This window comes from Pseudomonas shirazica (assembly GCF_015168335.1).
Lineage (GTDB): Bacteria > Pseudomonadota > Gammaproteobacteria > Pseudomonadales > Pseudomonadaceae > Aquipseudomonas > Aquipseudomonas asiatica.
This window is the reverse complement of sequence record NZ_CP063456.1, coordinates 2,638,208-2,661,797: the sequence shown is the minus strand read 5'-3', so window position 1 is coordinate 2,661,797 and position 23,590 is coordinate 2,638,208. Positions and strand designations below refer to the sequence as shown.

General features: G+C 62.5%; 19 protein-coding genes and 1 riboswitch. Of the genes, 12 read left to right on the top strand and 7 right to left on the bottom strand.

Annotated features, from left to right (window positions below; all coding sequences use genetic code 11):
• Window positions 1-41 precede the first annotated feature (41 nt).
• On the top strand, window positions 42-470 hold the full coding sequence (locus IMX18_RS12070) for a multidrug/biocide efflux PACE transporter (protein ID WP_102084222.1): 429 nt from the start codon (window positions 42-44) through the stop codon (window positions 468-470).
• A 230-nt stretch (window positions 471-700) separates the two neighbouring features.
• Here the strand turns inward: IMX18_RS12070 and IMX18_RS12065 are convergent, their stop codons facing one another.
• Window positions 701-1,720 carry a branched-chain amino acid aminotransferase gene (locus IMX18_RS12065; protein ID WP_013972500.1) on the bottom strand — a complete coding sequence of 340 codons (1,020 nt, stop codon included), beginning with the start codon at window positions 1,718-1,720 and terminating at the stop codon, window positions 701-703.
• Between the two features lie 473 nt (window positions 1,721-2,193).
• Window positions 2,194-2,406, top strand: a riboswitch (cobalamin riboswitch).
• A gap of 100 nt (window positions 2,407-2,506) precedes the next feature.
• On the opposite strand from IMX18_RS12065, the gene cobW reads away from it, so the two are divergent.
• The 4 genes from cobW (at window position 2,507) to IMX18_RS12045 (ending at window position 9,031) form a co-directional block, all read left to right on the top strand.
• Window positions 2,507-3,574 (top strand): cobalamin biosynthesis protein CobW, encoded by a 1,068-nt coding sequence (gene cobW, locus IMX18_RS12060; protein ID WP_015270204.1) that lies wholly within the window; start codon window positions 2,507-2,509, stop codon window positions 3,572-3,574.
• Window positions 3,575-3,577: 3 nt separating this feature from the next.
• Window positions 3,578-7,339: a cobaltochelatase subunit CobN gene (gene cobN / locus IMX18_RS12055; protein WP_217190558.1), complete on the top strand. Its 3,762-nt coding sequence runs from the start codon at window positions 3,578-3,580 to the stop codon at window positions 7,337-7,339.
• A 1-nt stretch (window position 7,340) separates the two neighbouring features.
• Entirely contained in the window at window positions 7,341-8,363 is a 1,023-nt protein-coding gene (locus IMX18_RS12050) for a magnesium chelatase ATPase subunit I (protein ID WP_054572553.1), read from the top strand.
• A gap of 101 nt (window positions 8,364-8,464) precedes the next feature.
• On the top strand, window positions 8,465-9,031 hold the full coding sequence (locus tag IMX18_RS12045) for a vWA domain-containing protein (protein ID WP_015270207.1): 567 nt from the start codon (window positions 8,465-8,467) through the stop codon (window positions 9,029-9,031).
• 108 nt (window positions 9,032-9,139) lie between these two features.
• Here IMX18_RS12045 and IMX18_RS12040 read toward each other — a convergent pair whose 3' ends face one another.
• Window positions 9,140-9,406 carry a hypothetical protein gene (locus IMX18_RS12040; RefSeq protein WP_013972506.1) on the bottom strand — a complete coding sequence of 89 codons (267 nt, stop codon included), beginning with the start codon at window positions 9,404-9,406 and terminating at the stop codon, window positions 9,140-9,142.
• Between the two features lie 342 nt (window positions 9,407-9,748).
• Between IMX18_RS12040 and IMX18_RS12035 the strand changes: the two genes are divergently transcribed.
• Window positions 9,749-11,074 (top strand): sigma-54 dependent transcriptional regulator, encoded by a 1,326-nt coding sequence (locus IMX18_RS12035; protein WP_015270208.1) that lies wholly within the window; start codon window positions 9,749-9,751, stop codon window positions 11,072-11,074.
• Between the two features lie 124 nt (window positions 11,075-11,198).
• Here IMX18_RS12035 and yghU read toward each other — a convergent pair whose 3' ends face one another.
• A complete protein-coding gene (yghU, locus tag IMX18_RS12030) occupies window positions 11,199-12,041 on the bottom strand; it encodes a glutathione-dependent disulfide-bond oxidoreductase (protein WP_013972508.1) in 843 nt (280 codons plus the stop codon).
• A 200-nt stretch (window positions 12,042-12,241) separates the two neighbouring features.
• On the opposite strand from yghU, the gene IMX18_RS12025 reads away from it, so the two are divergent.
• Window positions 12,242-13,288 carry an alpha/beta hydrolase family protein gene (locus IMX18_RS12025; protein ID WP_015270209.1) on the top strand — a complete coding sequence of 349 codons (1,047 nt, stop codon included), beginning with the start codon at window positions 12,242-12,244 and terminating at the stop codon, window positions 13,286-13,288.
• Here IMX18_RS12025 and IMX18_RS12020 read toward each other — a convergent pair.
• Both IMX18_RS12020 and IMX18_RS12015 read right to left on the bottom strand, forming a co-directional pair.
• Window positions 13,250-14,443 carry an MFS transporter gene (locus IMX18_RS12020; protein WP_085719956.1) on the bottom strand — a complete coding sequence of 398 codons (1,194 nt, stop codon included), beginning with the start codon at window positions 14,441-14,443 and terminating at the stop codon, window positions 13,250-13,252. The genes IMX18_RS12025 and IMX18_RS12020 overlap by 39 nt on opposite strands.
• A 184-nt stretch (window positions 14,444-14,627) precedes the next feature.
• On the bottom strand, window positions 14,628-16,214 hold the full coding sequence (locus IMX18_RS12015) for an ABC-F family ATPase (RefSeq protein WP_013972511.1): 1,587 nt from the start codon (window positions 16,212-16,214) through the stop codon (window positions 14,628-14,630).
• A 606-nt stretch (window positions 16,215-16,820) separates the two neighbouring features.
• Here IMX18_RS12015 and IMX18_RS12010 point away from each other — a divergent pair.
• Entirely contained in the window at window positions 16,821-17,150 is a 330-nt protein-coding gene (locus IMX18_RS12010) for a hypothetical protein (protein ID WP_224765924.1), read from the top strand.
• Between the two features lie 131 nt (window positions 17,151-17,281).
• On the opposite strand, the gene IMX18_RS12005 is transcribed toward IMX18_RS12010, so the two are convergent.
• The gene (locus tag IMX18_RS12005; RefSeq protein WP_217190561.1) at window positions 17,282-17,947 is read right to left on the bottom strand and encodes an SOS response-associated peptidase; all 666 of its coding nucleotides are present in this window, start codon (window positions 17,945-17,947) and stop codon (window positions 17,282-17,284) included.
• 130 nt (window positions 17,948-18,077) lie between these two features.
• On the bottom strand, window positions 18,078-19,445 hold the full coding sequence (gene nosR, locus IMX18_RS12000) for a response regulator c-di-GMP phosphodiesterase, NosR family (RefSeq protein ID WP_217190563.1): 1,368 nt from the start codon (window positions 19,443-19,445) through the stop codon (window positions 18,078-18,080).
• Window positions 19,446-19,616: 171 nt separating this feature from the next.
• On the opposite strand from nosR, the gene IMX18_RS11995 reads away from it, so the two are divergent.
• The 4 genes from IMX18_RS11995 to IMX18_RS11980 all read left to right on the top strand — a co-directional run bounded on the left by IMX18_RS11995 (window position 19,617) and on the right by IMX18_RS11980 (window position 23,561).
• Complete coding sequence (locus IMX18_RS11995; protein WP_015270215.1) at window positions 19,617-20,543, top strand: cytochrome-c peroxidase; 927 nt, start codon at window positions 19,617-19,619, stop codon at window positions 20,541-20,543.
• A complete protein-coding gene (locus IMX18_RS11990; protein ID WP_100413724.1) occupies window positions 20,540-22,351 on the top strand; it encodes a DAHL domain-containing protein in 1,812 nt (603 codons plus the stop codon). The genes IMX18_RS11995 and IMX18_RS11990 overlap by 4 nt, the downstream gene beginning before the upstream one ends.
• A gap of 410 nt (window positions 22,352-22,761) precedes the next feature.
• Window positions 22,762-22,917, top strand: a complete 156-nt coding sequence (locus IMX18_RS11985; RefSeq protein WP_158239717.1) for a hypothetical protein — start codon at window positions 22,762-22,764, stop codon at window positions 22,915-22,917.
• A gap of 311 nt (window positions 22,918-23,228) precedes the next feature.
• Window positions 23,229-23,561 (top strand): hypothetical protein, encoded by a 333-nt coding sequence (locus tag IMX18_RS11980; protein WP_015270217.1) that lies wholly within the window; start codon window positions 23,229-23,231, stop codon window positions 23,559-23,561.
• The last annotated feature ends 29 nt before the right edge of the window (window positions 23,562-23,590 follow it).

Genomic DNA, 23,590 nt, shown 5'->3' with positions numbered 1-23,590 from the left:
GAAAATAGGAAGCACGACTCACGCACTGGATGGAATCTGCAATGAAAAATGTCTCTTTCAGCGAACGCCTGGTTCACGCCGTCGGCTATGAAGTGTTCGCCGTGCTGCTATGTGCGCCGCTGTTGTCCTGGATCATGGGCAAGTCGCTGGCGACGGCGGGGGCGCTGGCGGTGACCCTCTCGGTGATCGCCATGCTGTGGAACATGGTCTACAACGCGCTGGTCGACCGCTACGTGCAAGCCGAGCGCATCCACTGGAAGGCCAGCGCACGCTTTGCACACGGCCTGGGCTTCGAAGCCGGGCTGGTGGTGTGGTGCCTGCCGGTGGCGGCGTGGATGCTGGAGATTTCGTTGCTGCAGGCGTTCATGGTGGAGTTGGGCTTCTTTGTGATCATCCTGCCCTACACCGTGCTGTACAACTGGGTTTTCGACAAAGCCCGGCACCTGCTGATGCAGCGTCGCCTTGCATGAAAACCACCAGCCTGCGCTGCTCCTCGATTTGTGCATTGCGCGGATATCCTGGGGCTGCTTCGCAGCCCTTTCGCGACACAAGGCCGCTCCTACAGGGATGGCGCAGGCTTCAGGCTTGCGCTGTACCTGTGGGAGCGGCTTTAGCCGCGAACACCGGTGCAGCCGGTGCACCCAATAAAAAGGGGCATGCCATCGCTGGCATGCCCCGTTTTTCAAAACGTTAAAGCGCCTCAGGCAACCTTGACGATCCAGCCAGCCGGTGCTTCCACGTCACCGCTCTGGATACCGGTCAGCTCGTTGTAGAGCTTCTGGGTAACCGGGCCGACCTTTTCCAGGTCGTGGAACACGTGCAGCTTGCCGTTGTACTCGATGCCGCCGATCGGGGTGATCACCGCAGCGGTACCGCAGGCGCCGGCTTCGATGAAGCGGTCCAGCTTGTTGATTTCCACATCGCCTTCGATCACGGTCAGGCCCAGGCGCGATTGCGCCAGTTCCATCAGCGACAGGCGGGTGATGCCCGGCAGCACCGAAGCCGATTTCGGGGTGACGAACTCGTTGTTGGCGGTGATGCCGAAGAAGTTGGCCGAACCGACTTCCTCGATCTTGGTGTGGGTCAGCGGGTCGAGGTAGATGGCGTCGGCGAAGTTGGCTTTCTTCGCTTCTGCACCCGGCTGCAGGCTGGCGGCGTAGTTGCCACCGACCTTGGCCGCGCCAGTGCCTTGCGGGGCTGCGCGGTCGAAGCTGGAGATCTGGAAGTTGTGCGGCTTCATGCCGCCCTTGAAGTACGAGCCAACCGGGATGGCGAAGATCGAGAAGATGAACTCGGGGGCGGTGCGCACGCCAATGTTGTCACCGGTGCCGATCACGAACGGGCGCAGGTAGAGGGCGCCTTTACCATGCGGTGGCACGAACTTCTCGTTGGCCTTGACCACTTGCTTGCACGCCTCGATGAACACATCGGTCGGCACCTGCGGCATCAGCAGGCGGGCGCAGCTGCGCTGCATGCGGGCGGCATTCTGGTCCGGGCGGAACAGGTTGATCGAACCGTCCTTGCAACGGTAGGCCTTGAGGCCCTCGAAGCACTGCTGGCCGTAGTGCAGGGCAGTGGAGCCTTCACTGATGTGCAGTACGTTGTCTTCGGTCAGGGTGCCCTTGTCCCACTCGCCATTGCGCCATACGGACAGGTAGCGTTTGTCGGTCTTGATGTAGTCGAAACCCAGCTTGTCCCAATTAATGCTTTCGTTGCTCATGACACCCTCATTGTCTTGCAAGTGCCCGATTGCTCGGGCTGCTGTTATATGCGCACCACGCCACCATAATACATCCGTGGCAGATCGGGAACGGCCAGTCACGAATTGATAGCCTGCAATGCATTTATTGCGGCACGGCGCAGGTATTGCAGTGGGGCTGCGAGGTGCTCGCCACAACATTTTCAGGGCCTGTGAGATCGAGCGCCGCCCGCGCGGCGCTTCGCAGCACAAGGCTGCTCCTACATTTGTTTCGGGCCAGTAACGCCTGTACCAATGCGCGCGACCGCCTTGTTTGTCCGGCACGATATCGAGGTGGACACCAAGGGGCCGCGCGCCTTTGCCTCAGGAATAATTGGCCCGAAACAGATGTAGGAGCAGCCTTGTGCTGCGAAGCGCCGCCCGCGCGGCGCTCGATCTCACAGGCGCTACAAGAATCGAGGCGAGCCAATGGTTGACCACCCGCCAGCCACTGCGTAGCCTTGCCACTTCGAGGTTCTTCGGCCAGGCCGAAGCTAAGACGGGAACGCGGTACAAGCCGCGGCTGCCCCCGCAACTGTAAGCACCGACAACGGATCGACACAGCCACTGCGCTCGCGCGCGGGAAGGCGTCATCCCGCCAGCCTGCTGCACCAGCGGGCACATGGAACGGTGCGAGCCAGGAGACCTGCCTCGTCACGTTTTCGACTTTCAACCGGGCGGGGTGATCCGGTGGCGAACAAGCCCGGCCGGCCTGGCCTGCGGCTGTCGTCCTGCATGCCCGCGCCAATCTGCCAAGGGCAATGCGACATGAAAACACTGGCCAAGCTCCCCGTCACCATCGTCACCGGCTTCCTCGGCTCGGGCAAGACTACCTTGCTGCGCCACATGCTCGACAACGCCCAGGGCCGCCGCATTGCGGTAATCGTCAACGAGTTCGGCGAGCTGGGCATCGACGGCGAAATCCTCAAGCAGTGCAGCATCGGTTGCACCGAAGAAGAAGCCACCGGCCGCGTCTACGAGCTGGCCAACGGCTGCCTGTGCTGCACCGTGCAGGAAGAGTTCTTCCCGGTGATGCGCGAGTTGGTGGCACGCCGTGGCGACCTGGACCATATCCTCATCGAAACCAGCGGCCTGGCCCTGCCCAAACCGCTGGTGCAAGCCTTCCAGTGGCCAGAAATCCGCAATGCCTGCACCGTCGACGCGGTGATCACGGTGGTCGACAGCCCTGCGGTGGCCGCCGGCACCTTCGCCGCCTACCCGGACCAGGTCGATGCCCAGCGCAAGCTCGACCCCAACCTGGACCACGAGTCGCCACTGCACGAACTGTTCGCCGACCAGTTGGCCAGCGCCGACCTGGTGGTGCTGAACAAGGCCGACCTGATCGACGCTGCAGGCCTGGCCAAGGTCCGCACCGAGGTGGCCGAAGAACTGCCTCCGGCGGTCAAGGTTGTCGAGGCCAGCAGCGGCAAGCTGCCGCTGGAGGTGCTGCTGGGTGTGGGCGCCGAGTCCGAGGCGCACATCGATGGTCGCCGTACCCACCATGATTCCCACCATGACGGTGATGACCATGACGATCATGACCACGACGCCTTCGACTCCATCTCCATCGACCTGCCCGAAGCCGACGAAAGCCTGCTGCTCGATGCCCTGACCCAGCTGGTGGTGGAGTTCGGCATCCTGCGCGCCAAAGGCTTCGCTGCCATCCCGGGCAAACCGATGCGCCTGCTGGTGCAAGGCGTGGGTACCCGTTTCGACAAGCACTTCGACCGCGCCTGGCGCGCCGACGAGCCGCGCATCACCCGCCTGGTGCTGATTGGCCAGGACCTTGACGCCGCCCAGCTGGAAGCGCGCCTACGCCAGGCACTGGGCGCCTGACCCATGCACCTGCTGCGGACCCAGCCCGGCGGCTTCGTGCCGGATGACAGCATTGCCGACCTCGGCCAGACGCCCGCCGAGCTGGTGATTCTCTGCAGCGGCGATTCGCACCTGGCATTGCTCGCCGATACCGCCGAGCAATTGCCCGAGGATTACCCCAGCCTGCGCCTGGCCAACCCGATGCAGGTACAGAACCATGCCTCGGTCGACCTGTACGTCGACCAGGTGCTGCGCCATGCCAAGGTCATCCTGGTGTCGCTGCACGGTGGTGTCGGCTACTGGCGCTATGGCGTCGAGCAGTTGGTCGAGCTGGCCGGCCGTGGCGTGCAGCTGATCCTGGTGCCGGGTGACGACCGCCCGGACCCGGAGCTGACCAGCCTGGGCAGTGTCAGCGGCGAGCAGGCCGAACGCCTTTGGCACTACTTGCGCCAGGGCGGCAAGGCCAACGCCATCAACCTGTTCAACTGCCTGGCCAGCCAGTGGCTGGGCCGCGACTATGCCTGGGACGAGCCGCAGCCGCTGCCGCGCACTGCCGTGTATCACCCGGCCAAGGGCAGCGCCACGCTGGAGGATTGGTACCCGCAGTGGCACCCCGAGCAGCCGGTGGCGCCACTGTTGTTCTACCGCTCGCACCTGCAGGCGGCCAATACCGCGTTCATCGATGTGTTCTGCCAGCGCCTGCAGGCGGCCGGGCTCAACCCATTGCCGATCGCCGTGGCCAGCCTCAAGGAAAGTGCCTGCCTGGAGCAGGTCGAAGCCTGGCTGGACGAGGCGGGGGCCGAAGTGCTGGTCAACACCACCGGCTTTGCCCTGTCCAGCCCCGAGCGCCCCAACCTGCGCCCGTTCCGTCGTGACATTCCGGTACTGCAGGCCATCTGCGCACAAGACAACCAGCCTGGCTGGGAAGCCAGCGAGCAGGGCCTGGGGGCGCGTGACCTGGCCATGCACATTGCCCTGCCCGAACTGGACGGGCGCATCATCACCCGCCCGGTCAGTTTCAAAGACATGGCCTGGCGCAGCGAACGCAGCCAGTCCGATGTGGTCTGCTACCGCGCCCACCCCGAGCGCATGGACTTTGTCGCCGAACTGGCCCGCCGCTGGGTCGAGCTGGCGCGCCTGCCGAATGCGCAGAAGCGCGTAGCCCTGGTGCTGGCCAACTATCCGACTCGGGACGGCCGTATTGGCAATGGCGTTGGCCTGGACACGCCAGCGGCCGCGCTGAACATACTCAAGGCCCTGCAGGCCGAAGGCTATCCGCTGGCCGACTTGCCGGGCAGCGGCACGCAGCTGATCCATCAGTTGCTCGGTGGCGTGACCAACGACCTCGACCAGCTGGACCTGCGCCCCTGCGCGCAGAGCCTGAGCCTGGCCGACTACCAGGCCGCCTTCGAGCGCCTGCCAGAGGCAAACCGCCAGGCCGTGCTGGAACGCTGGGGGCCGCCGCAGCAGGACCCGATGTACCGCAGTGGCCGGCTGATGGTGGCCGGCCTGCGCTTTGGCTTGACCTTTGTCGGCATCCAGCCGGCGCGCGGTTACCAGGTGGACCCCAGCGCGGTGTACCACGACCCGGACCTGGTACCACCCCACGGCTACCTGGCATTTCACTTCTGGCTGCGCCATGCCTTTGCCGCCGACGCGGTGATCCATGTCGGCAAGCACGGCAACCTCGAATGGCTGCCCGGCAAGGGCGTCGGGTTGTCGGCGCAGTGCTGGCCGGACGCCTTGCTCGGCCCGTTGCCGAACATCTACCCGTTCATCGTCAACGACCCGGGCGAGGGTGCCCAGGCCAAGCGCCGCACCCAGGCGGTGATCATCGACCACCTGATGCCGCCGCTGACCCGTGCCGAAACCTACGGCCCGTTGCGCCACCTGGAGCAATTGGCCGACGAGTTCTACGAAGCGCAGCTGCTCGACCCGCGGCGCGCTCGCGAGTTGCAGCGCGACATTCTCGAACTGGTCAAGGCCAATCACATTGACCGTGAACTGCAGCTGGAAGGCCAGCTGGACGATGCCGCCGTGTGGCTGCCACGCCTGGATACCTACCTGTGCGACCTGAAGGAATCGCAGATTCGCGATGGCCTGCATGTGTTCGGCCAGTCCCCGGAAGGCCGGCTGCGGCTGGATACCTTGCTGGCGCTGTTAAGGGTCGAGCGTGGCGACGGTCGCGGTGGCAATGCCAGCCTGTTGCGGGCCCTGGCCAAGGCGCTGGTGCCAGGCTTCGATCCGCTCGATTGCGAACTAGGCCAGCCGTGGCAAGGGCCACGCCCGGAACAACTGCAGGCCATGAGCAGCGAGCCTTGGCGCACCTTTGGCGATACCCGCGAACGCCTCGAACTGTTGGCGCTGCAGTTGATCGACCAGGCGCTGTGCGGCACCGTGCATTTACCTGCCCAGAGCGAATGGCAGCCTGTGCACGATGTGGTACGGACGCTGCGAGAATCGGTGGCACCCAGCCTGGACGCTTGCGGCAGCGCCGAAATGGATGGCCTGCTGGCGGCGCTGGCCGGGCGTTTCGTGCCCGCCGGCCCCAGTGGCGCACCCAGTCGTGGTCGCCTGGACGTGCTGCCCACCGGTCGCAACTTCTATACCGTGGACGTGCGCAACCTGCCCACCACCACCGCCTGGCGCCTGGGCTTCGCCTCCGCCAACCTGATCCTGGAGCGCCATCTGCAGGACAACGGCGATCACCTGCGCCAACTCGGCCTTTCAGTGTGGGGCACGGCAACCATGCGTACCGGCGGTGATGATATCGCCCAGGCCATGGCGCTGATGGGCGTGAGACCGGTGTGGGCCACCGGTAGCCAGCGGGTCGACGATTTCGAGATCCTGCCGCTCAGCCTGCTCGACCGCCCGCGGGTGGACGTGACCTTGCGCGTTTCCGGCTTTTTCCGTGATGCCTTCGGCAACCTCATCCGCCTGTTCGATGCCGCAGTGCAGGCGGTAGCCGCACTTGATGAACCCGAGGATCTCAACCCCCTGGCCGCCCGCGTGCGTAGCGAGCGTGCCGCGCTGCAGGCGCAGGGCGTGGACGCCGAGCAGGCCGCGCGCCAGGCTGGCTGGAGGGTGTTCGGTGCCAAGCCCGGGGCCTACGGCGCCGGGGTGCAGAACGCCATCGACGGGCGCCTGTGGCACAGCCGCGACGACCTGGCCGAGGTCTACCTCAATCACGGCGGCTATGCCTACGGCGCCAGCGACGACGGAACCCCGGCCCGAGCCCAGTTCGCCCAGCGCCTGGCCAAGGTGCAGGCGGTGCTGCAGAACCAGGACAACCACGAACACGACCTGCTCGATTCCAACGACTATTACCAGTTCCAGGGTGGCATGCTGGCGGCGTCGGAAACCTTGTCCGGTGCGGCAGTTGCCAGTTATCACGGCGACCATAGCCAGGCCGACCGGCCGCGCATCCGTACCCTCAAGGAAGAGCTGAACCGGGTTATCCGCGCCCGGGCGCTGAACCCGAAATGGATCGACGGGGCCAAGCGCCACGGCTACAAGGGCGCCTTCGAGATGGCGGCGACGGTCGACAACCTGTTCGCCTTCGACGCCACCACGCAACTGATCGACGACCATCATTACCAGGCGCTGGCCGATGCCTACGTGCTCGACCCGGCGACCCGCGACTTCATGCGCGAGCACAACCCCGAGGCCCTGCGCGACCTTACCGAGCGTTTGCTGGAGGCCCAGCAGCGCGGTCTGTGGCAGGCACCGGGCGACTACCGTGAAGCCCTCGAGGAACAACTGCTCGACGGCGAGGAACAGGCTTGAAATGAGTGAACCCGTGCAATTTCCACTGGCGGCCGTGGTCGGTGCCGATGACCTGAAACTGGCGCTGTGCCTGACCGCAATCGACCCGAAGATCGGCGGCGTGTTGATCGAGGGGCCACGTGGCATGGCCAAGAGTACCCTGGCCCGTGGCTTGGCCGACCTGCTCGGTGAGGGGCCGTTCGTGACCCTGCCACTGGGCGCCAGCGAAGAGCGGTTGGTCGGCACCCTCGACCTGGATGCCGCACTGGGGCAGGGCAAGGCGCAGTTCTCCCCAGGGGTACTGGCCCAGGCCGATGGTGGCGTGCTGTATGTCGATGAGGTGAACCTGCTGCCCGACACCCTGGTCGACCTGCTGCTCGATGTGGCAGCCAGCGGCACCAACCGCATCGAGCGCGACGGCATCTCGCACCGGCACAGTGCTCGCTTCGTACTGATCGGCACCATGAACCCTGAGGAGGGCGAACTGCGCCCGCAGTTGCTCGACCGCTTTGGCCTCAACGTGGCTCTGGAAGGCTTGCCCGAACCTGAGGCGCGCCAACAGATCATTCGCCGCCGCCTGGCCTTCGACAGCGACCCGCAGGCCTTTTGCGCGCAATGGGCCGAGGCCCAGGCGCAATTGCGCGAGCGCTGCCAGGCGGCGCGTCAGGCCCTGGCCGGCATTGCCCTGGACGACCAGGCGCTGGCCTGGATCACCGAACGCTGCTATGCCGCTGGGGTCGACGGCCTGCGCGCCGACCTGGTCTGGCTGCGCGCCGCACGCGCCCACTGTGCCTGGCGCGGTTGCGAGGCCATCGAGGAGGCCGATGTCGATGCAGTGGCCGAGTTCGCCTTGCGCCATCGCCGCCGCGTTTCGCCCCAGGCCAACCCGCCTGCGGCGCCGCAGCAGCCTGAACAGCAGCCCGGTCGGCAAGGCGCGGGCAACCCTGGCGAACAGGGCGGGCAGGGCGACTGGGGCGCAATGCCGGCGCAGCCTGTGGCCAGCGGCGCGCGCCGCGAGGTGCCGAACTGGGCAAAAAAGCCCTGAGCATCCCCCAGTCACCTGCCAAAGGGGCGGATGCCAAAGCAGGCGCAGGTAAGCAATACGGTGCCAGCCGAGGCCGGGCGCGCAGTGCTGCGGCCGGTCGGGTGGCCTGGCTGCCGACCCTGCTCAAGGGCCGGCCACGCCAGCGCCAGGACCTGTGCTGGCAGCAACGCCAGGCCAGGCCCGCAGAACTGTGGCTGGTAATCGTCGATGCTTCGGCCTCGACCCGTCGCCACCAGGCGTTGGCGCAAACCAAAGGGCTGCTGGCGGCGCTGTTCGACCAAGCCTACCGCCAACGTGCCCGGTTGGCCCTGCTTACCGCCAGCGGGCGCTCACCGCAGTGGCAGCGCCACGGCCTGAAGGCCTCGGCCGCCTTGCAACCGTGGCTGCAAGCCTTGGGAGCTGGTGGTGGCACGCCGTTGATCGCTGCACTGGAGCAGGCTCGGCACTGGTTGCAGGATCGGCAACGGGCCCACCCCGAAGAAGGGTTACGCTGCCTGGTGTTCACCGATGGTCGCCTGCAACACTGGAATACCGTGCAGCCGATGCCGTGCGCCACTCTGTTGGTGGACATGGAACTGGCGCCGGTGCGCCTGGGCCGTGCGCAGCGCCTGGCGCAGCAACTTCAGGCGGATTACCAGCACCTGCAACAGTTCAGATTGGTGGATTGAAAAAGCACCGGTGCGACACTATGCCGCAATAAGAAAAAGTTGCCAGAACAGCAACCCGGAAGTTGTACAAGTGCGTGGCGACGCACGCACTTGGTTTGCTGGCCGATATTATTTCGGCATTGACCACGGCTGCAGGTCGTAACCTTTTTCGCACAGTTCGGCGCGCACTTCCTCGATCAGGCTGGCCCACTGGGCCGGGTCGGAATAGATGCGCGAAGACACTTGCTTGCTGCCGATGCGGGTGCTGGTCCGGTCGATCACTGCCAGGCTCAGTTCACCAGTACCGTTGGGTGCATCCCAGGCTACGCACTGGAAAGGTTCGAAGGCGTGGTCGGCAATCAGCAGTGCTTCGTTGACACGGAGCGGGGCATTCATGGTTCGGTCTCTCTATGGTCCCAAACATCCAGTTAAAGTCCGCGTTGCTTCGAAGTCGCCTCGGTTATCGCGAAGTGCAGCGCGGGGTTATGTGTACTGATGCTCGTTGTCCGGGGGCGAGTCACACATTGGTTGTAAAAAAATTTGCCAAGGTCGAATCCGTTCTTGCCCATGCCGCCATGTGATGTCGATAAAGTGCGAAAATTCCCGTCACGCATTGTAAAAAAATGATTCGGCAGACAGACGGTACTGGGAACCGTCAACTTAGTTGCTACTGTTAATCGGGCGCCACAACTTACTGTTTTATTTCAAAAAACTGAAAACTGGCGCCAAGGATTGGTCATGCAGCAGCTTGCCGCCCAACGCCGTTTGCTCATCGTCGACCCCTGCGATGACTGCCATCGTTTGTTACCCGGATTGCGCAGCGCAGGCTGGGATGTGCACAGCTGCATGCTCGACGCCGCGTTGGATCATCCCTGCGATGTGGGCCTGTTGCGCTTGCAGGCGTCGCACCTGAGGCGCCCGGACGGGGTCAAGGACTTGATCAAACGCAGCAACACCGAATGGATTGCCGTGCTCAGCGCCGAACAACTGCGCATGCCGGCCGTCGGCGATTTTGTTTGTGAATGGTTCTTTGACTTCCACACCTTGCCGTTCGACGTTTCCCGCGTTCAGGTCACGCTGGGCCGGGCCTTCGGTATGGCGCGCCTGCGCGGCAAAGGGATGGCGAGGGTGGATGAAACGAGCCACGAACTGCTCGGTGATAGCCGCCCGATCCGTGAACTGCGCAAGCTGCTGGGCAAGCTGGCGCCCACTGAATCGCCGGTGCTGATCTGTGGAGAAAGCGGCACCGGCAAGGAACTGGTGGCCCGCACCCTGCATCGCCAGTCGCAACGCAGCGAGCAACCGTTCATTGCCATCAACTGCGGGGCAATCCCCGAGCACCTGATCCAGTCGGAACTGTTCGGCCATGAAAAGGGCGCTTTCACGGGTGCTCATCAGCGCAAGGCCGGGCGCATCGAAGCGGCTCATGGTGGCACGCTGTTTCTCGACGAAATTGGCGATTTGCCGCTGGAGTTGCAGGCCAACCTGCTGCGCTTTCTGCAGGAAAAGCACATCGAGCGCGTGGGGGGCAGCCAGCCGATCCCGGTGGATGTCAGGGTGCTGGCGGCTACCCACGTGGACCTGGAAAGGGCCATCGAGCAAGGGCGCTTTCGCGAAGACCTGTATTACCGCCTGAACGTGTTGCAGGTAGTGACCGCACCACTGCGAGACCGGCATGGCGACCTGTCGATGCTGGCCAGTCATTTTGCCCATTTCTACAGTCTTGAAACCGGGCGTCGACCGCGCTCGTTCAGCGAGCATGCCTTGGCGGCCATGGGCCGGCATGACTGGCCGGGCAATGTCCGCGAGTTGGCCAACCGGGTAAGGCGCGGGCTGGTGCTCGCAGAAGGCCGGCAAATCGAGGCACAGGACCTTGGATTGCAGCCCCTGGACCAGGTACAGCAACCGCTGGGCACGCTGGAAGAGTACAAGCACCGAGCCGAGCGCCAGGCGCTGTGCGATGTACTCAGCCGGCACAGTGACAACATGAGTGTGGCGGCCAAGGTGCTAGGTATATCGCGGCCGACTTTCTATCGGTTGCTGCACAAGCACCAGATTCGCTGAGCAGCAGCCCTCGGCCGTGCCCGAGCCTTGTGGGAGCAGGCATGCCCGCGAAGCAGGCGCTGCGGTGGATGGCACCGGGCTACGCCGGTATTCGCGGGTAAACCCGCTCCCACAAGAGGCCGTGTTATTCGTCCAGGTCTGCCGCTGCATGCCGCTCCGGCACCTGGCTGGCCTCATCCCCCCAGGTCCGGTTCACCCGTGTGCCACGCTGCACCGCCGGGCGCAAGGCAATCTCCTCGGCCCAGCGCTGCACATGCTTGTACTCGTCCACCGCCAGGAACTCCGCCGCGCCATACAGGTTGCCGCGTACCAGCTGGCCATACCAAGGCCACACGGCAATGTCGGCGATGCTGTATTCCTCGCCGCCCAGGTAGCGGCTTTCGGCCAGGCGCCGGTCGAGCACATCCAGCTGACGCTTGGCTTCCATGGTGAAGCGGTTGATCGCGTACTCGAACTTTTCTGGCGCATACACATAGAAGTGGCCAAAGCCGCCGCCCAGGTATGGCGCCGCGCCCATTTGCCAGAACAGCCAGTTCAGGCTTTCGGTGCGTGCAGCTGGCGCTTTCGGCAGCAAGGCACCGAACTTTTCCGCCAGGTACAGCAGGATCGACCCCGACTCGAACACCCGCACCGGCGGCTCGACGCTGCGGTCGAGCAGGGCGGGGATCTTCGAGTTGGGGTTTACCTGGACAAAGCCGCTGGAGAATTGGTCGCCCTCGCCAATGCGGATCAACCAGGCATCGTACTCGGCACCAAGGTGGCCCAGGGCAAGCAGCTCTTCGAGGGCGATGGTGACCTTCACGCCATTGGGCGTGGCCAGGGAGTACAGCTGCAGCGGGTGCTTGCCCTGCGGTAGGTCCTTGTCGTGAGTCGGGCCGGCAACCGGGCGGTTGATGCTGGCGAACTGGCCACCGGACGCGGCGTCGTTGCGCCAGACCTTGGGTGGCACGTAGGCGGGCTTGCTCATGCGTGAATCTCCTTAAATGGCGCGAAACGGTCACGTAGAAACGTGGACCTGCATCTATGCCACGGGTTCGACGAAAAGCGCAAATGCATAGGGCGCGGGCGTGAAGTGCATGACTTCGGTTTCATTCAGGTTTCATCCTGTGCAGCCCAGGGCGGTTCTATGCTGGGCTATCTCTTCGCCCTGCAAGGAACCGCCGGCCGATGACTCTTTCTCGCTGCATGCTGGCGCTGGCCCTGCTCGGTAGCCTTCTGGCCCATGCCGAGGCCGCACCCTGGGTTGTCGGCCTGCACCACATGACTCTGGCCGACCCGGTCGATGCCCGGCCCATGCAGGCGCTGGCGTTCTACCCGGCCATTGGCAAGACCCGCAGCAGCCGGATAGACGGCTACCCGGTCGACGTGAGTGAAGAGGCGCCGGTAGCATTGGGCCAGTTCCCGTTGCTGGTGCTGTCCCACGGCAATACCGGCAGCCCGCTGGCCTTGCATTACCTGGCGACGTCGCTGGCGCGCCAGGGTTTTATCGTGGTGGCGGTGGTGCACCCCGGCGACAACGCCCGCGACCACAGCCGCCTGGGCACCCTGAGCAACCTGTACGGCCGGCCGCTGCAAGTGAGTGCCGCAATTACGGCCGCCCGCGATGATGCCTTGCTGGGGCCTTATCTGAACGGTGGCAAGGTTGGGGTGATCGGCTACTCGGCCGGTGGTGAAACTGCCTTGATCCTCTCAGGCGCGCGCCCAGACCTGGACCGCCTGCGCAAGTACTGCCTGGAGCGCCCTGACGACGCCGACGCCTGCAAGACCCACGGTGTACTGATTGCCGACCGCAGCGAGCTGGTGCCAGAGGCCGACCAGCGGGTGGGGGCCGTGATGCTCATGGCACCGCTCAGCCTGCTGTTCGGGCGCCATGCCCTGGCCGGGGTGCAGGTGCCGGCGCTGATCTACAGTGGCGACAGCGACCAGCTGGTGGCGGTGGACCGCAACGCCGAAGCCCTGGCCCGCAAGTTGCCGGTGACACCGGACTATCGCCTGCTGGCCGGCGCCGGGCACTTCGTGTTCATGGCCCATTGCGATGCCGAGCAGTCCGTGCGGATGCCGGCGCTGTGCAAGGACGCCGCAGGTGTGGATCGTCGGCACATCCACCATTCCCTGCAGCAGGAAGCCGCGGTGTTCTTCAGCCAGGCGTTGGGCGCGCCGGAGCCGGCCGAGCGTTCAGCCGCGAGTGGCGCGCCGCGCCAGCAACAGCGTTAGACCGACACCGGCCAGGGCGAGCAACGCGGCCACACAGAAGATCGAGGCATAGCCCAGATGTGCGGCCACTGCGCCCATCACCGGCCCGGCGATGGCCAGGGCCATGTCGAAGAACACGGCGTAGGCCCCCAGCCCTGCACCACGGCTGCTGCTGGGTACCTGCTTGATCGCTTCAACCCCCAGCGCCGGGTAGACCAGCGACAGCCCGAAACCGGTAAGCCCGGCACCGATCAGCGCCCACGGCGGCGACGGTGCCAGCCACAGCAGGCTCAGGCCGAGCACTTCGGTGGCCATGCACGCGACCGCCACGTTGTAGCCACCAAAGCGGTTGACCGCATTGACGAACAGCAGCCGGGAAATGATGAAGCACACGCCAAAGGCACTCAGGCACCAGGCTGCGCCCACCCAGCCGCGCTCCAGGTAATACAGGGTGACGAAGGTGGTCAGGGTACCGTAGCCAATAGAGGCAAGGGTCAGGCCCAGACCGCACGGTGCGACCCGGCCGAAGGCCGACCAGAAGGGCAGGCGCTCGCCGCGCACCACCACCACGTCCGGCCGCTTGCGCAGTACCAGCAGGGCAGATACCGCCAGCACCAGCAATGCCGGCCCCAGCACGCTGAAGTCCAGCCCGTCGACGGCCAGTACACCCAAGGGGGCACCAATGGCGATGGCGCCATAGGAGGCGATACCGTTCCACGAAATCACCCTGGCGGTGTGTTCGGGGCCGACCTGGCTGATGCCCCAGCTCAGCGTGGCTACGCCGATCAGCCCTTGGGCGATGCCCAGCAGCAGGCGCCCGCCGAGCAACAGCACCAGGCTCAGCAGCGGAAGCGTCAGGGTCCAGGCCGAGAGCAGGGTCAACACCCCGCAGCCGGCAATCCCCAGCAAGCCGAAGCGAATGGCCTGCTTGCCCCCCAGGGTATCGGCCACGCGCCCGGCAAACGGGCGGCTGAGTAGCGTGGCCAGGTATTGCAGGCCAATGGTCAGCCCGGCGACCACCGCGCCAAACCCCAGTTGGTCATGCACATGGCTGGGCAGCACGGCGATCGGCAGGCCGATGCAGAGGAAGGCGATGAAGGTGTAGAAAACGATCGACAGGATCTGCAGAGTGATTTGCAGCGTGTTACTGGCGGGAGCAGGCTGTTGCGCGGTCATGGGCTCGTTCGCGGGCGGGCGGTTGGGCGTGGCCCCATCATGGCCGTTGCGCGAAAGAAATGAAAGCAGGCTAACGAATTATTCGTCGGGCAGTGCCAGCCCGTGGATCGGCGGTGAATTCTTCGCGGGCGTGCCCGCGAAGAGGCCGGCCCAGCCATACAAGATGGCCAGGCCGCTCCATCAATCAGACCAGCACACCCTGGCTACGCAGGTAATCGTCGTAGGTACCGCTGAAGTCCACCACGCCATCAGCCGACAGCTCGATGATGCGCGTGGCCAGCGAAGACACGAACTCACGGTCATGGCTGACGAACAGCAGGGTGCCCGGGTAGTTCTCCAGCGCCAGGTTCAGCGCTTCGATCGATTCCATGTCCAGGTGGTTGGTCGGCTCGTCCATCACCAGCACGTTCGGCTTTTGCAGGATCAGCTTGCCGAACAGCATGCGGCCTTGCTCACCACCGGAAATCACCTTCACCGACTTGAGAATCTCGTCGTTGGAGAACAGCATGCGCCCGAGGGTGCCGCGGATCACCTGCTCGCCGGAGGTCCACTGGCCCATCCAGTCGAACAGGGTCATGTCGTCTTCGAAGTCGTGGGCGTGGTCCTGGGCGTAGTAGCCCACCTCGGCGCTGTCGGTCCACTTCACTTCACCCTTGTCCGGGGTCATTTCACCGACCAGGGTGCGCAGCAGGGTGGTCTTGCCGATACCGTTGGGGCCGATGATCGCCACGCGCTCGCCAGCCTCGATGGTGAAGCCCAGGTCCTTGAACAGCACTTTGTCGTCGAAGGCCTTGGCCATTTTTTCGACGGTGACGGCCTGGCGGTGCAGCTTCTTGGTCTGTTCGAAGCGGATGAACGGGCTCACCCGGCTCGACGGCTTGACCTCGGCCAGCTGGATCTTGTCGATCTGCTTGGCCCGCGAGGTGGCCTGCTTGGCCTTGGAGGCGTTGGCCGAGAAGCGGCTGACGAAGGTCTGCAGTTCGGCGATCTGGGCTTTCTTCTTGGCGTTGTCCGACAGCAGCTGCTCGCGGGCCTGGGTGGCAGCGGTCATGTACTCGTCGTAGTTGCCCGGGAACACGCGCAGCTCGCCGTAGTCCAGGTCGGCCATGTGGGTGCAGACACTGTTGAGGAAGTGCCGGTCGTGGGAAATGATCACCATGGTGCTGTTGCGCGCGGTGAGGATGTTCTCCAGCCAGCGGATGGTGTTGATGTCCAGGTGGTTGGTCGGCTCGTCGAGCAGCAGTACGTCCGGGTCCGAGAACAGCGCCTGGGCCAGCAGGACACGCAGCTTCCAGCCCGGAGCCACCTCGCTCATCGGGCCGAAGTGCTGTTCCAGCGGAATACCCAGGCCCAGCAGCAGTTCACCGGCGCGTGATTCGGCGGTGTAGCCGTCCATCTCGGCGAATTCGGTTTCCAGCTCGGCGACGGCCATGCCGTCTTCCTCGGTCATTTCCGGCAGCGAGTAGATGCGATCGCGCTCGGCCTTGACCTTCCACAGTTGGCCGTGGCCCATGATCACCGTGTCGATCACGGTGAATTCCTCATAGGCGAACTGGTCCTGGCGCAGCTTGCCCAGGCGCGTGTTCGGCTCGAGCATGACCTGGCCGCCCGACGGTTCGAGGTCACCGCCGAGGATCTTCATGAAGGTCGACTTGCCGCAACCGTTGGCGCCGATCAGGCCGTAGCGGTTGCCGTTGTTGAATTTGACGGAAACGTTTTCGAACAGCGGCTTGGAGCCGAACTGCATGGTGATGTTGGCGGTGGAGATCAAGAGGCTTACCTATCAATAACTTACGTGACTACTTCGCAGCGTCGGACCCATTTCGGACCAATCAGGAGCTTTTCCAGCTCCTGCCAGTCGTTGGACGAGTTAATCCAGCGCGCATGAGTGATAAGAGCATCTGCACGCTATGCCCGAGCTGATGGGCGATGAATGCGGGGTTGAGACCAGACATTGAGCACATTGTCGCATAGGTGCGACGGCAGTTATACGGGGGCGGTATCTGATCCCCGGACCCTTGACGATCGGGCGCTACTGATGGTGCTGGTTTTACGTGCTCACCGTTCTTCCCGGGCGGGATGACCAATGGCGATTCGGCGAAATGCGCTTTGCCTTGAGCACGCCGTTTGGCGCGCGGTCCACTCAATCGTCATGGATGCTCCAGGTGTTGGCCTGATCGGGGAGGAGTCATTGGTTGAAAGGGGGTGATATGCTTCCTCCGCTTACCAAACAGGGAGATTGGTAATGGGTTTGTTGCGAAGGTTCAGGACGTTTGGCTTACGAATAAAGCCGACTAGATCTCCGACGGCAGCGTTCGTTTGCCTGGCGATGTGGATAGCGATCCTGCGATACGGGGACCCATCCGCGTCATTTATCATGTATTCGGTGCCTTTCGGCATTGCTCTGATCGCGCTGGGGCCGCTGGAGCTGCTGCCAGAACAATGGCCCAGGCTCAATTTTCTGGCGAATGCCCTGGCCAGCGGTTTCTTCTTTGTCAGCATCATGTTCGCTGGCGTGGCACTGTCTTATGAAATGCCGTTGGAGAATGGCGGAAGAACAACCTTCTGCCTTGGCTTCTGGGCTTTACAGCTGTTTATTCTGCACAAGGCTCAGCCCTGGATAAAGCAGTCACCTTTTCGTCGACTTGGCGAGTATCGCATGGCGTACTCCCCTCCGGAGGCCAGCCAAAGAGCCGAGCGGGATTGACGTTGGTGATGGGGGAATGAGCAGTCGCCCGAAAGTGGTGATTGGCCCGTGGTTTCTGTCCAAGCTGTTCAAACGGGTTCCGTACAGGTCGATTTCTGATACCAAAGCGCGCGGAAAGGATTTGCCTCCATTCATTGAAGCGGGTTCATCAGCTCGGCACCTTGATTACGCACATTCCCCACGGCGATACCCACCCGGTACCACTCGAAGGCTTCGGCCGGCTCACCCAGGTTGAGCACCAGTTGTTCTGCGCGCTCGCTGGGCATTGCTGCCGCGATCCACTCGTACGCCAGTTCTGGCGACAACACGACAGGCCGGCGGTCGTGAACGTCGACCATTCCGCCCTGAGCGTCGGCGGTAATGATGACGAACCCGTCGTGCTCGGTGCCGGTGAACTGGCCGATCGAGGCGCAAAGGGCAGGGCGCCCATCCTGGCGGCGGATGTAGTACGGTTGTTTCTTCGGCCCACCTTCATCAACCCATTCGTACCAGCCGTCGACAGGGGTGATGGCCCGGTGCGGCCAGATCGCCCGGAAGAATGGGCCATGCGCCACCTTCTCGACCCGCGCGTTGATCGGCGCAGCGCGATCGGTTGCCCAATGCGGCCGCCACCCCCACCTCACCAGGTCAGCTCGAGGGCCTGCGTCATCCATCCGCAGTACCGCCACCAGCGTGGTCGGCGCGATGTTGTACCGGCCAAGCGGCTGGTCGCCGACGTTGTTCCGCCAGGCCTCTGGCAGGCTCAGGGTTTCAACGAAGTCATGTATGCCACGGTACTGGCTGAGCCTTCCGCACATACGCCCTCCTACCGAAACCTGAAGGATAGCCGTTGGCTGGTAGTAGTGCCGGCAGTCATACGGGGACGGCCAGGCACCCCGCTTGCCACGATGCATGACGAACGGATTTCAGCACCTGCCCGCAACGGGGTCAGCCTGCCGTTGCGGGCGATGGCTGCAGGCTGCCGGCCTGCTCGGGAACCCTGATGAACACGTTGTATCTGCCACCTTCCATTTCTTCGAAGGCAATCAGTTTTTTCACCAGCGCACCGTTCAGTACCTTGCCGGCATTCAATAGCAGCATGCCATTGTCGGCATTCAGGTTGCGCGCCAGTATCATACCCTCTGCCAGTTCGTGCGTGCTCAATACCTTGATCGCCGGGTCGGTCAAGGTAATGTCGCGCATGTACTCGGCACAGACGTTGACGAAGTCTTCCACCAGGTCTGGGTCATACAGCTTTCCAGCATACTTGCGTATGTAGAGCAGTGCCTCATCGCTATTGAGCTGGCGATCCAGGACCATTCCGCGCTGCAACTCGATGAAATCCACGGCCATTTTCAACCAGCGGGCGCCCAGTGGAATTGCCGCGCCCTTCAGGTGGCCCGGAAAACCGCTGCCATCCCAGCGTTCCTGGTGGTGAAGTATGAGTTGTGCAGCCTCTTTTATTGGCTCCAGGGTCATGACCAGCGCTTCGCTCTGTTTCGGGTATGACCGGTACAGTTCGCGCTCTGGTGGAGGAATGAGATCGGCAGGGCAGGTGAGCATGCTGTCGGTCCAGCTCATCTTGCCGATGTTGTAGAGGGCTGCAGCCATGGTCAGGTTGCGACAGCTACCTTCGTCCAGCCCATGGCTGGTGCAATACACCCGTATCAGTTCTATGACTTGCCGGTTGGTCTGCTTGGCCTTGGGCAGACGCAGGTTGCCTAACTGCGAAAAGAATTCGGTGCTGGTCACGTAACTGCGCTTGAGTTCTTCATAGGCAAGGTCAAGCATGTCGGCGGTTTGCTGCAACTCGGCGGTGCGCGCCGCTACACGCTGTTCAAGGCTTTCGTTAAGCGCCTTGAGTTGCTTGATCTGAACCTGAGTCAGCTGTTCCAGGCGCTTTCGTTCGCTTTCCGAATGTTGGTGGGCCAATGCCTGGCGCAATGTGACCAACAGCTCTTCATCATTCCAGGGTTTGCTGATGTAACGATAGATGTGCCCATCATTGATGGCTTTCGCGATGGTGTCCGTGTCAGCGTAACCCGTAAGCAGAATGCGCAACGTGTCGGGAAAACGCTCATGTACGTGGGCCAACAGTGTTGCCCCGTCCATGTTTGGCATACGCGCATCACTCATCACCAGATTGATCGGGCGTTGTTGGAGCAGTTGCAGGGCGTCGGCACCGCTTTCGGCAAGGAGGAGTTCGTAGGGTTGGTTGCGAAGTAGACGACGAAGGCTGCTGAGAATCGAGGGCTCGTCGTCAACCAGAAGTATCACCGGCTTGGCTGCTGCGCCATCGGTAACGGGTAGCTCCATGGGTCCCTCCCTGCCGGCCTCGGCCAGACTACTCCCTGGCCACAGCCTAGATGATATTTGCCCCCGCCGTTAGCTTTTGTCTGTTGGCCTCACTATGCTCGGAGGCAGGTGCATCTCGCCAGGGAGGGTTGTGCTGTGCCGACTTGTCTGCAGGTTCGCATCGTTGTCTCGATGCTTGTGGTTTTGCCGGCATGGGTGCTGGCCCAGAGCATTGGTGGGCCGCTCACGCCATTGCCGGCGGTGCCTGAGCTTGACCCTGCCCGGGTGGAACTGGGGCGCAAACTGTTCAATGACTCGCGATTGTCCCTCGATAACAGCCAGTCCTGTGCTGATTGCCATCGCCTGGATCGTGGTGGCGCGGACGGGCAGGCGCGCTCGCCTGGTGCAGATGGCAAACCCTTGCCAGTTCACACACCCAGCGTCTTCAACGCCAGCCTGAACTTCCTGCAGTTCTGGGATGGGCGCGCGCAATCGTTTGACGGCCTGGTGCACCTGGCAACCGGTAATACGGACGGCAAAGAAGATGGCTGGGCTACCGTGGTCCAACGAATTGCTGACGATCCGGCTTACCAGACGGGGTTCGCCGAAGCCTATGGCAAACCAGTGACCGCCATCGATGTCAAAGATGCCCTGGTTACGTACCAGCGTACCCTGCTGACACCCGATTCACGCTTCGATCGCTATCTGAAAGGAGATACCAGCAGCCTCAGCCTGGAAGAGAAGCATGGCTATCAGCGCTTCCAGGAGTACGGTTGTATAGCCTGCCACCAGGGTGTGAATATCGGCGGCAACATGCTGCAGAAGTTCGGTGTTTTCGATGATTATTTCACCAACCGTGGCAGTGTTACCTTGGCAGATCAGGGGCTCTACAACGTGACAGGTGATCCGGACGATCTCCACCTGTTCAAAGTTCCAAGCCTGCGAAACGTGGAGGTGACTGCCCCTTACTTTCATGATGGTTCGGCGCCCACCTTGGAAGCAGCCGTCGATGCCATGTTTCATTATCAGTTGGGACGTACGCCGAGCGACGATGATAAAGCGCTGATCATCAAGTTTCTCCAGACCCTCACCGGCCAATGGGAGGGTAAACCGCTATGAGGTTGAACGCTCGGCGCAGTCTGCTGCTGTTGGCTGCGTGCGCCATGTCGCTGGCTTCCGTGCTGGTCTACCTGTACTGGATGTCCAGGTCCGATGAGAGTGGCAACTACGCCCAGGCGCGCGATCTGATTCGCCAGATCAAGCAGTACGATGCACAGTGGGAGGGGGCAGTGCTCAAGGCGCGCACCACCACCAATTACAACTACGACCCGCTGGTGCTGCCGTTGATTGAAATGAAGCGCCTATGGCGGGAGTTCGGCACGCTGGAAGGGCGTCATCAAAAAACAGAAATGCTCGCTTGGCAAAAGGCTTTTCGCGATTACCAACAGGCCTTTGACGACAAGGTCCTGCTGGTCTCGCGCTTCAAGACGCACAATGCGATCCTGCGAAATTCCCTGGCTTTTCTCCCGGCTGCGGCCGATGTGATACAGGTGCACCTTCGTCGATTGGTTGATGCCGATACAGTGCGTCTGCGCAGAATCACCAGCGATACCTACGACCTGATGCTGAGCAGCCTTGAGTTTGCCCATGCCACAACAGATGAAAAAGCTGCCGACATCCTTGTCGGACTGAACAACCTTTCGGTCAACAAGGAGCGCTTGCCTGTCAATTTTCAGGTGCCCATCGATACCATCAGCAAACACATTGAGTTGATTCTTCGTGAGCAACCCAAGGTCGATCAACTACTTGAAGCGATCGAGGCGGTTCCGATCGCCGAGAGTCTGGACGCCATTGCGCTGATGCTGGACCGTGACGAGCAAGCAGCAGCGCTGACGGCTCAGCGATACCATTTCTACCTGTTGGTGTTTTCCACCCTGCTGGTATTGCTATTGCTGTACATGGGGATGTGGCTGATGCGTAGCTACGCCGAAATAAACCGTGTAAACCGAGCGCTGGTGAGTGCCAACGACGAATTGGAACAGCGGGTCGAACGGCGTACCCAGGCACTTACCCAAGCCAGCGCAGCACTGCAGCGCGAGGTGGATGAACGCCGATTGCTCGAGAACCAGTTGGTCCAGTCCGAAAAGCTCGCCTCGCTCGGTCAACTGGCAGCCGGCGTAGCCCATGAAGTCAACAACCCGATTGGGTTTGTCTCTTCCAACCTCGGTGCACTGGACGACTATTTCGGCCGTTTGCAGGACATGCTGAAGGCATATGCTGACGCGGAAAATACCCTGGTTCCGAACGCGCTCGGCGCGGAGCTGGCGAAGTTGCGCACGGAAATCGAGCTGGATTACTTGCTGGAGGATATTCCGGCGCTGATCCGCGAATCCAAGGACGGTATCAGCCGCGTTGCGCGGATCGTCAAGGACCTCAAGGACTTTTCGCGAGTAGAGACCAGCCATGACTGGCAAGTGTCAGACTTGCATCAAGGCATAGAGTCAACGCTGAACATCGTTGCCAGCGAACTCAGGCACAAGGCGGACCTTGTCAAGGATTACAGCCCATTGCCGCCGGTCGAATGCCTGCCTTCACAGATCAATCAGGTAATCATGAATCTGCTGGTCAATGCCACCCAGGCGATGGGGGCCGAGCGTGGCAGAATTACCCTGCGAACCGGTGCCAGTGACAAGTGGGTATGGATCGAAGTCGCAGACAATGGTTGTGGCATTCCTGGCGAAAGCCTGCAAAAGATCTTCGATCCGTTCTACACGACGAAGCCCATCGGCCAGGGCACCGGGCTGGGATTGTCACTTTCGTACGGAATCATCAAGCGTCATGGTGGCGAGATCCGCGTAGACAGCGAGGTGGGAGTCGGTACGACATTCAGGGTCGAACTGCCCATCCATCAGGCCCGGTCGGCCTGAGAGCACCCGGGAAGTGGAATGCAAATTGCTGCGACCCTGGGGCATCGATCATGCGGAGTACGCAGAAATGACTCAGAATGACCGCTACTACATGATCTTCGTTGTGGTTGCTGTGCTGGTCCTGGATCTGGCAGCGACATTTGTGTTTCTCAAGGCCATCGCCTGACCCCCATTTGTGGGCCTGGTTGTACCCGAAATCGGGGTCATCTGCAGAGACTACCCGGTTTTGGGACAAATTTTGTCCGCCCACTGTCTGGTTCATGGCCACATGGCGCTGCACGTCCTTTGAGTCGACCGCCAGCTGAACTCTTGCCCGCAAGATCACCAGCGGCGTACCTCTGCCTGAACATCCCACCTTTGTGCGGTCCAACGTAAGCAAGGCCTGGTTTCACCTGGCCGGAGGTACGCACATGAAACGCAAGACTGTATGGGTCGTAGTGTTGTCAGGGTTGCTGCTGCTCGGTGGTTGCTGGCCATATTGGCACCACGGTGGGCATCACGGCGGCGGCCATCACCGGCATTTCAACGACGGCTACCATGGTGGTCAGGACTACCGCCGCTATTGATGCACCCAGTAATCCCTTCCGCTTGCGGCCACGCCTGTGCGAACACACTGCAAGACAACGCATGCTCGCCCAGGCTGGCTTGCCTGCAACTTGCCCGCTGATCCATGAACGAAGTTTAACTTCGCGGGTAAAGCCCGCCCTGGAGCCGATATAGCAAACAGGCATATTGCCCGGCTAAAATTGAGCAGTAACATGGTCAAACTAAAACAAAAAAAGGGGCATGCAGTTCGGCAACACTTCCCAAGTTACTCGATGGGGTGGCAGGAGCGTGTCGCGTGAAAAGTTCAAGATCGGTAGCAGGTGCAATATTGATGTCCACCTTCGCCACACTGTTCATGACAGGCTGTGCGCATGACCCCGATGTGCGTCAAGGCCATGGGTATGCAGCCGGGGCCACGGAAAGAAGTACGCCGGCGTACCTGGGGTGCGTCAAAAGCGAGCTTCAAGGGAATGTGAAAACCTACCAGGTCGATGGCGATAACTCGGTCAGGCTGTTTGTCGATAGCACCGACCCCGACACGGCGGGTGGCCTGGTCGAGGTGCGGGGCACGGGAGCCCGGCGCCAGTTCGCGGCCTATCAACGTGATGCCTGGTACGACCATGGCAGGCTGCTGGACGCCGCGCTGATGTGTTCGAAAGCATGATCATCTGACCCTTGATGCAAAAGGCCCGC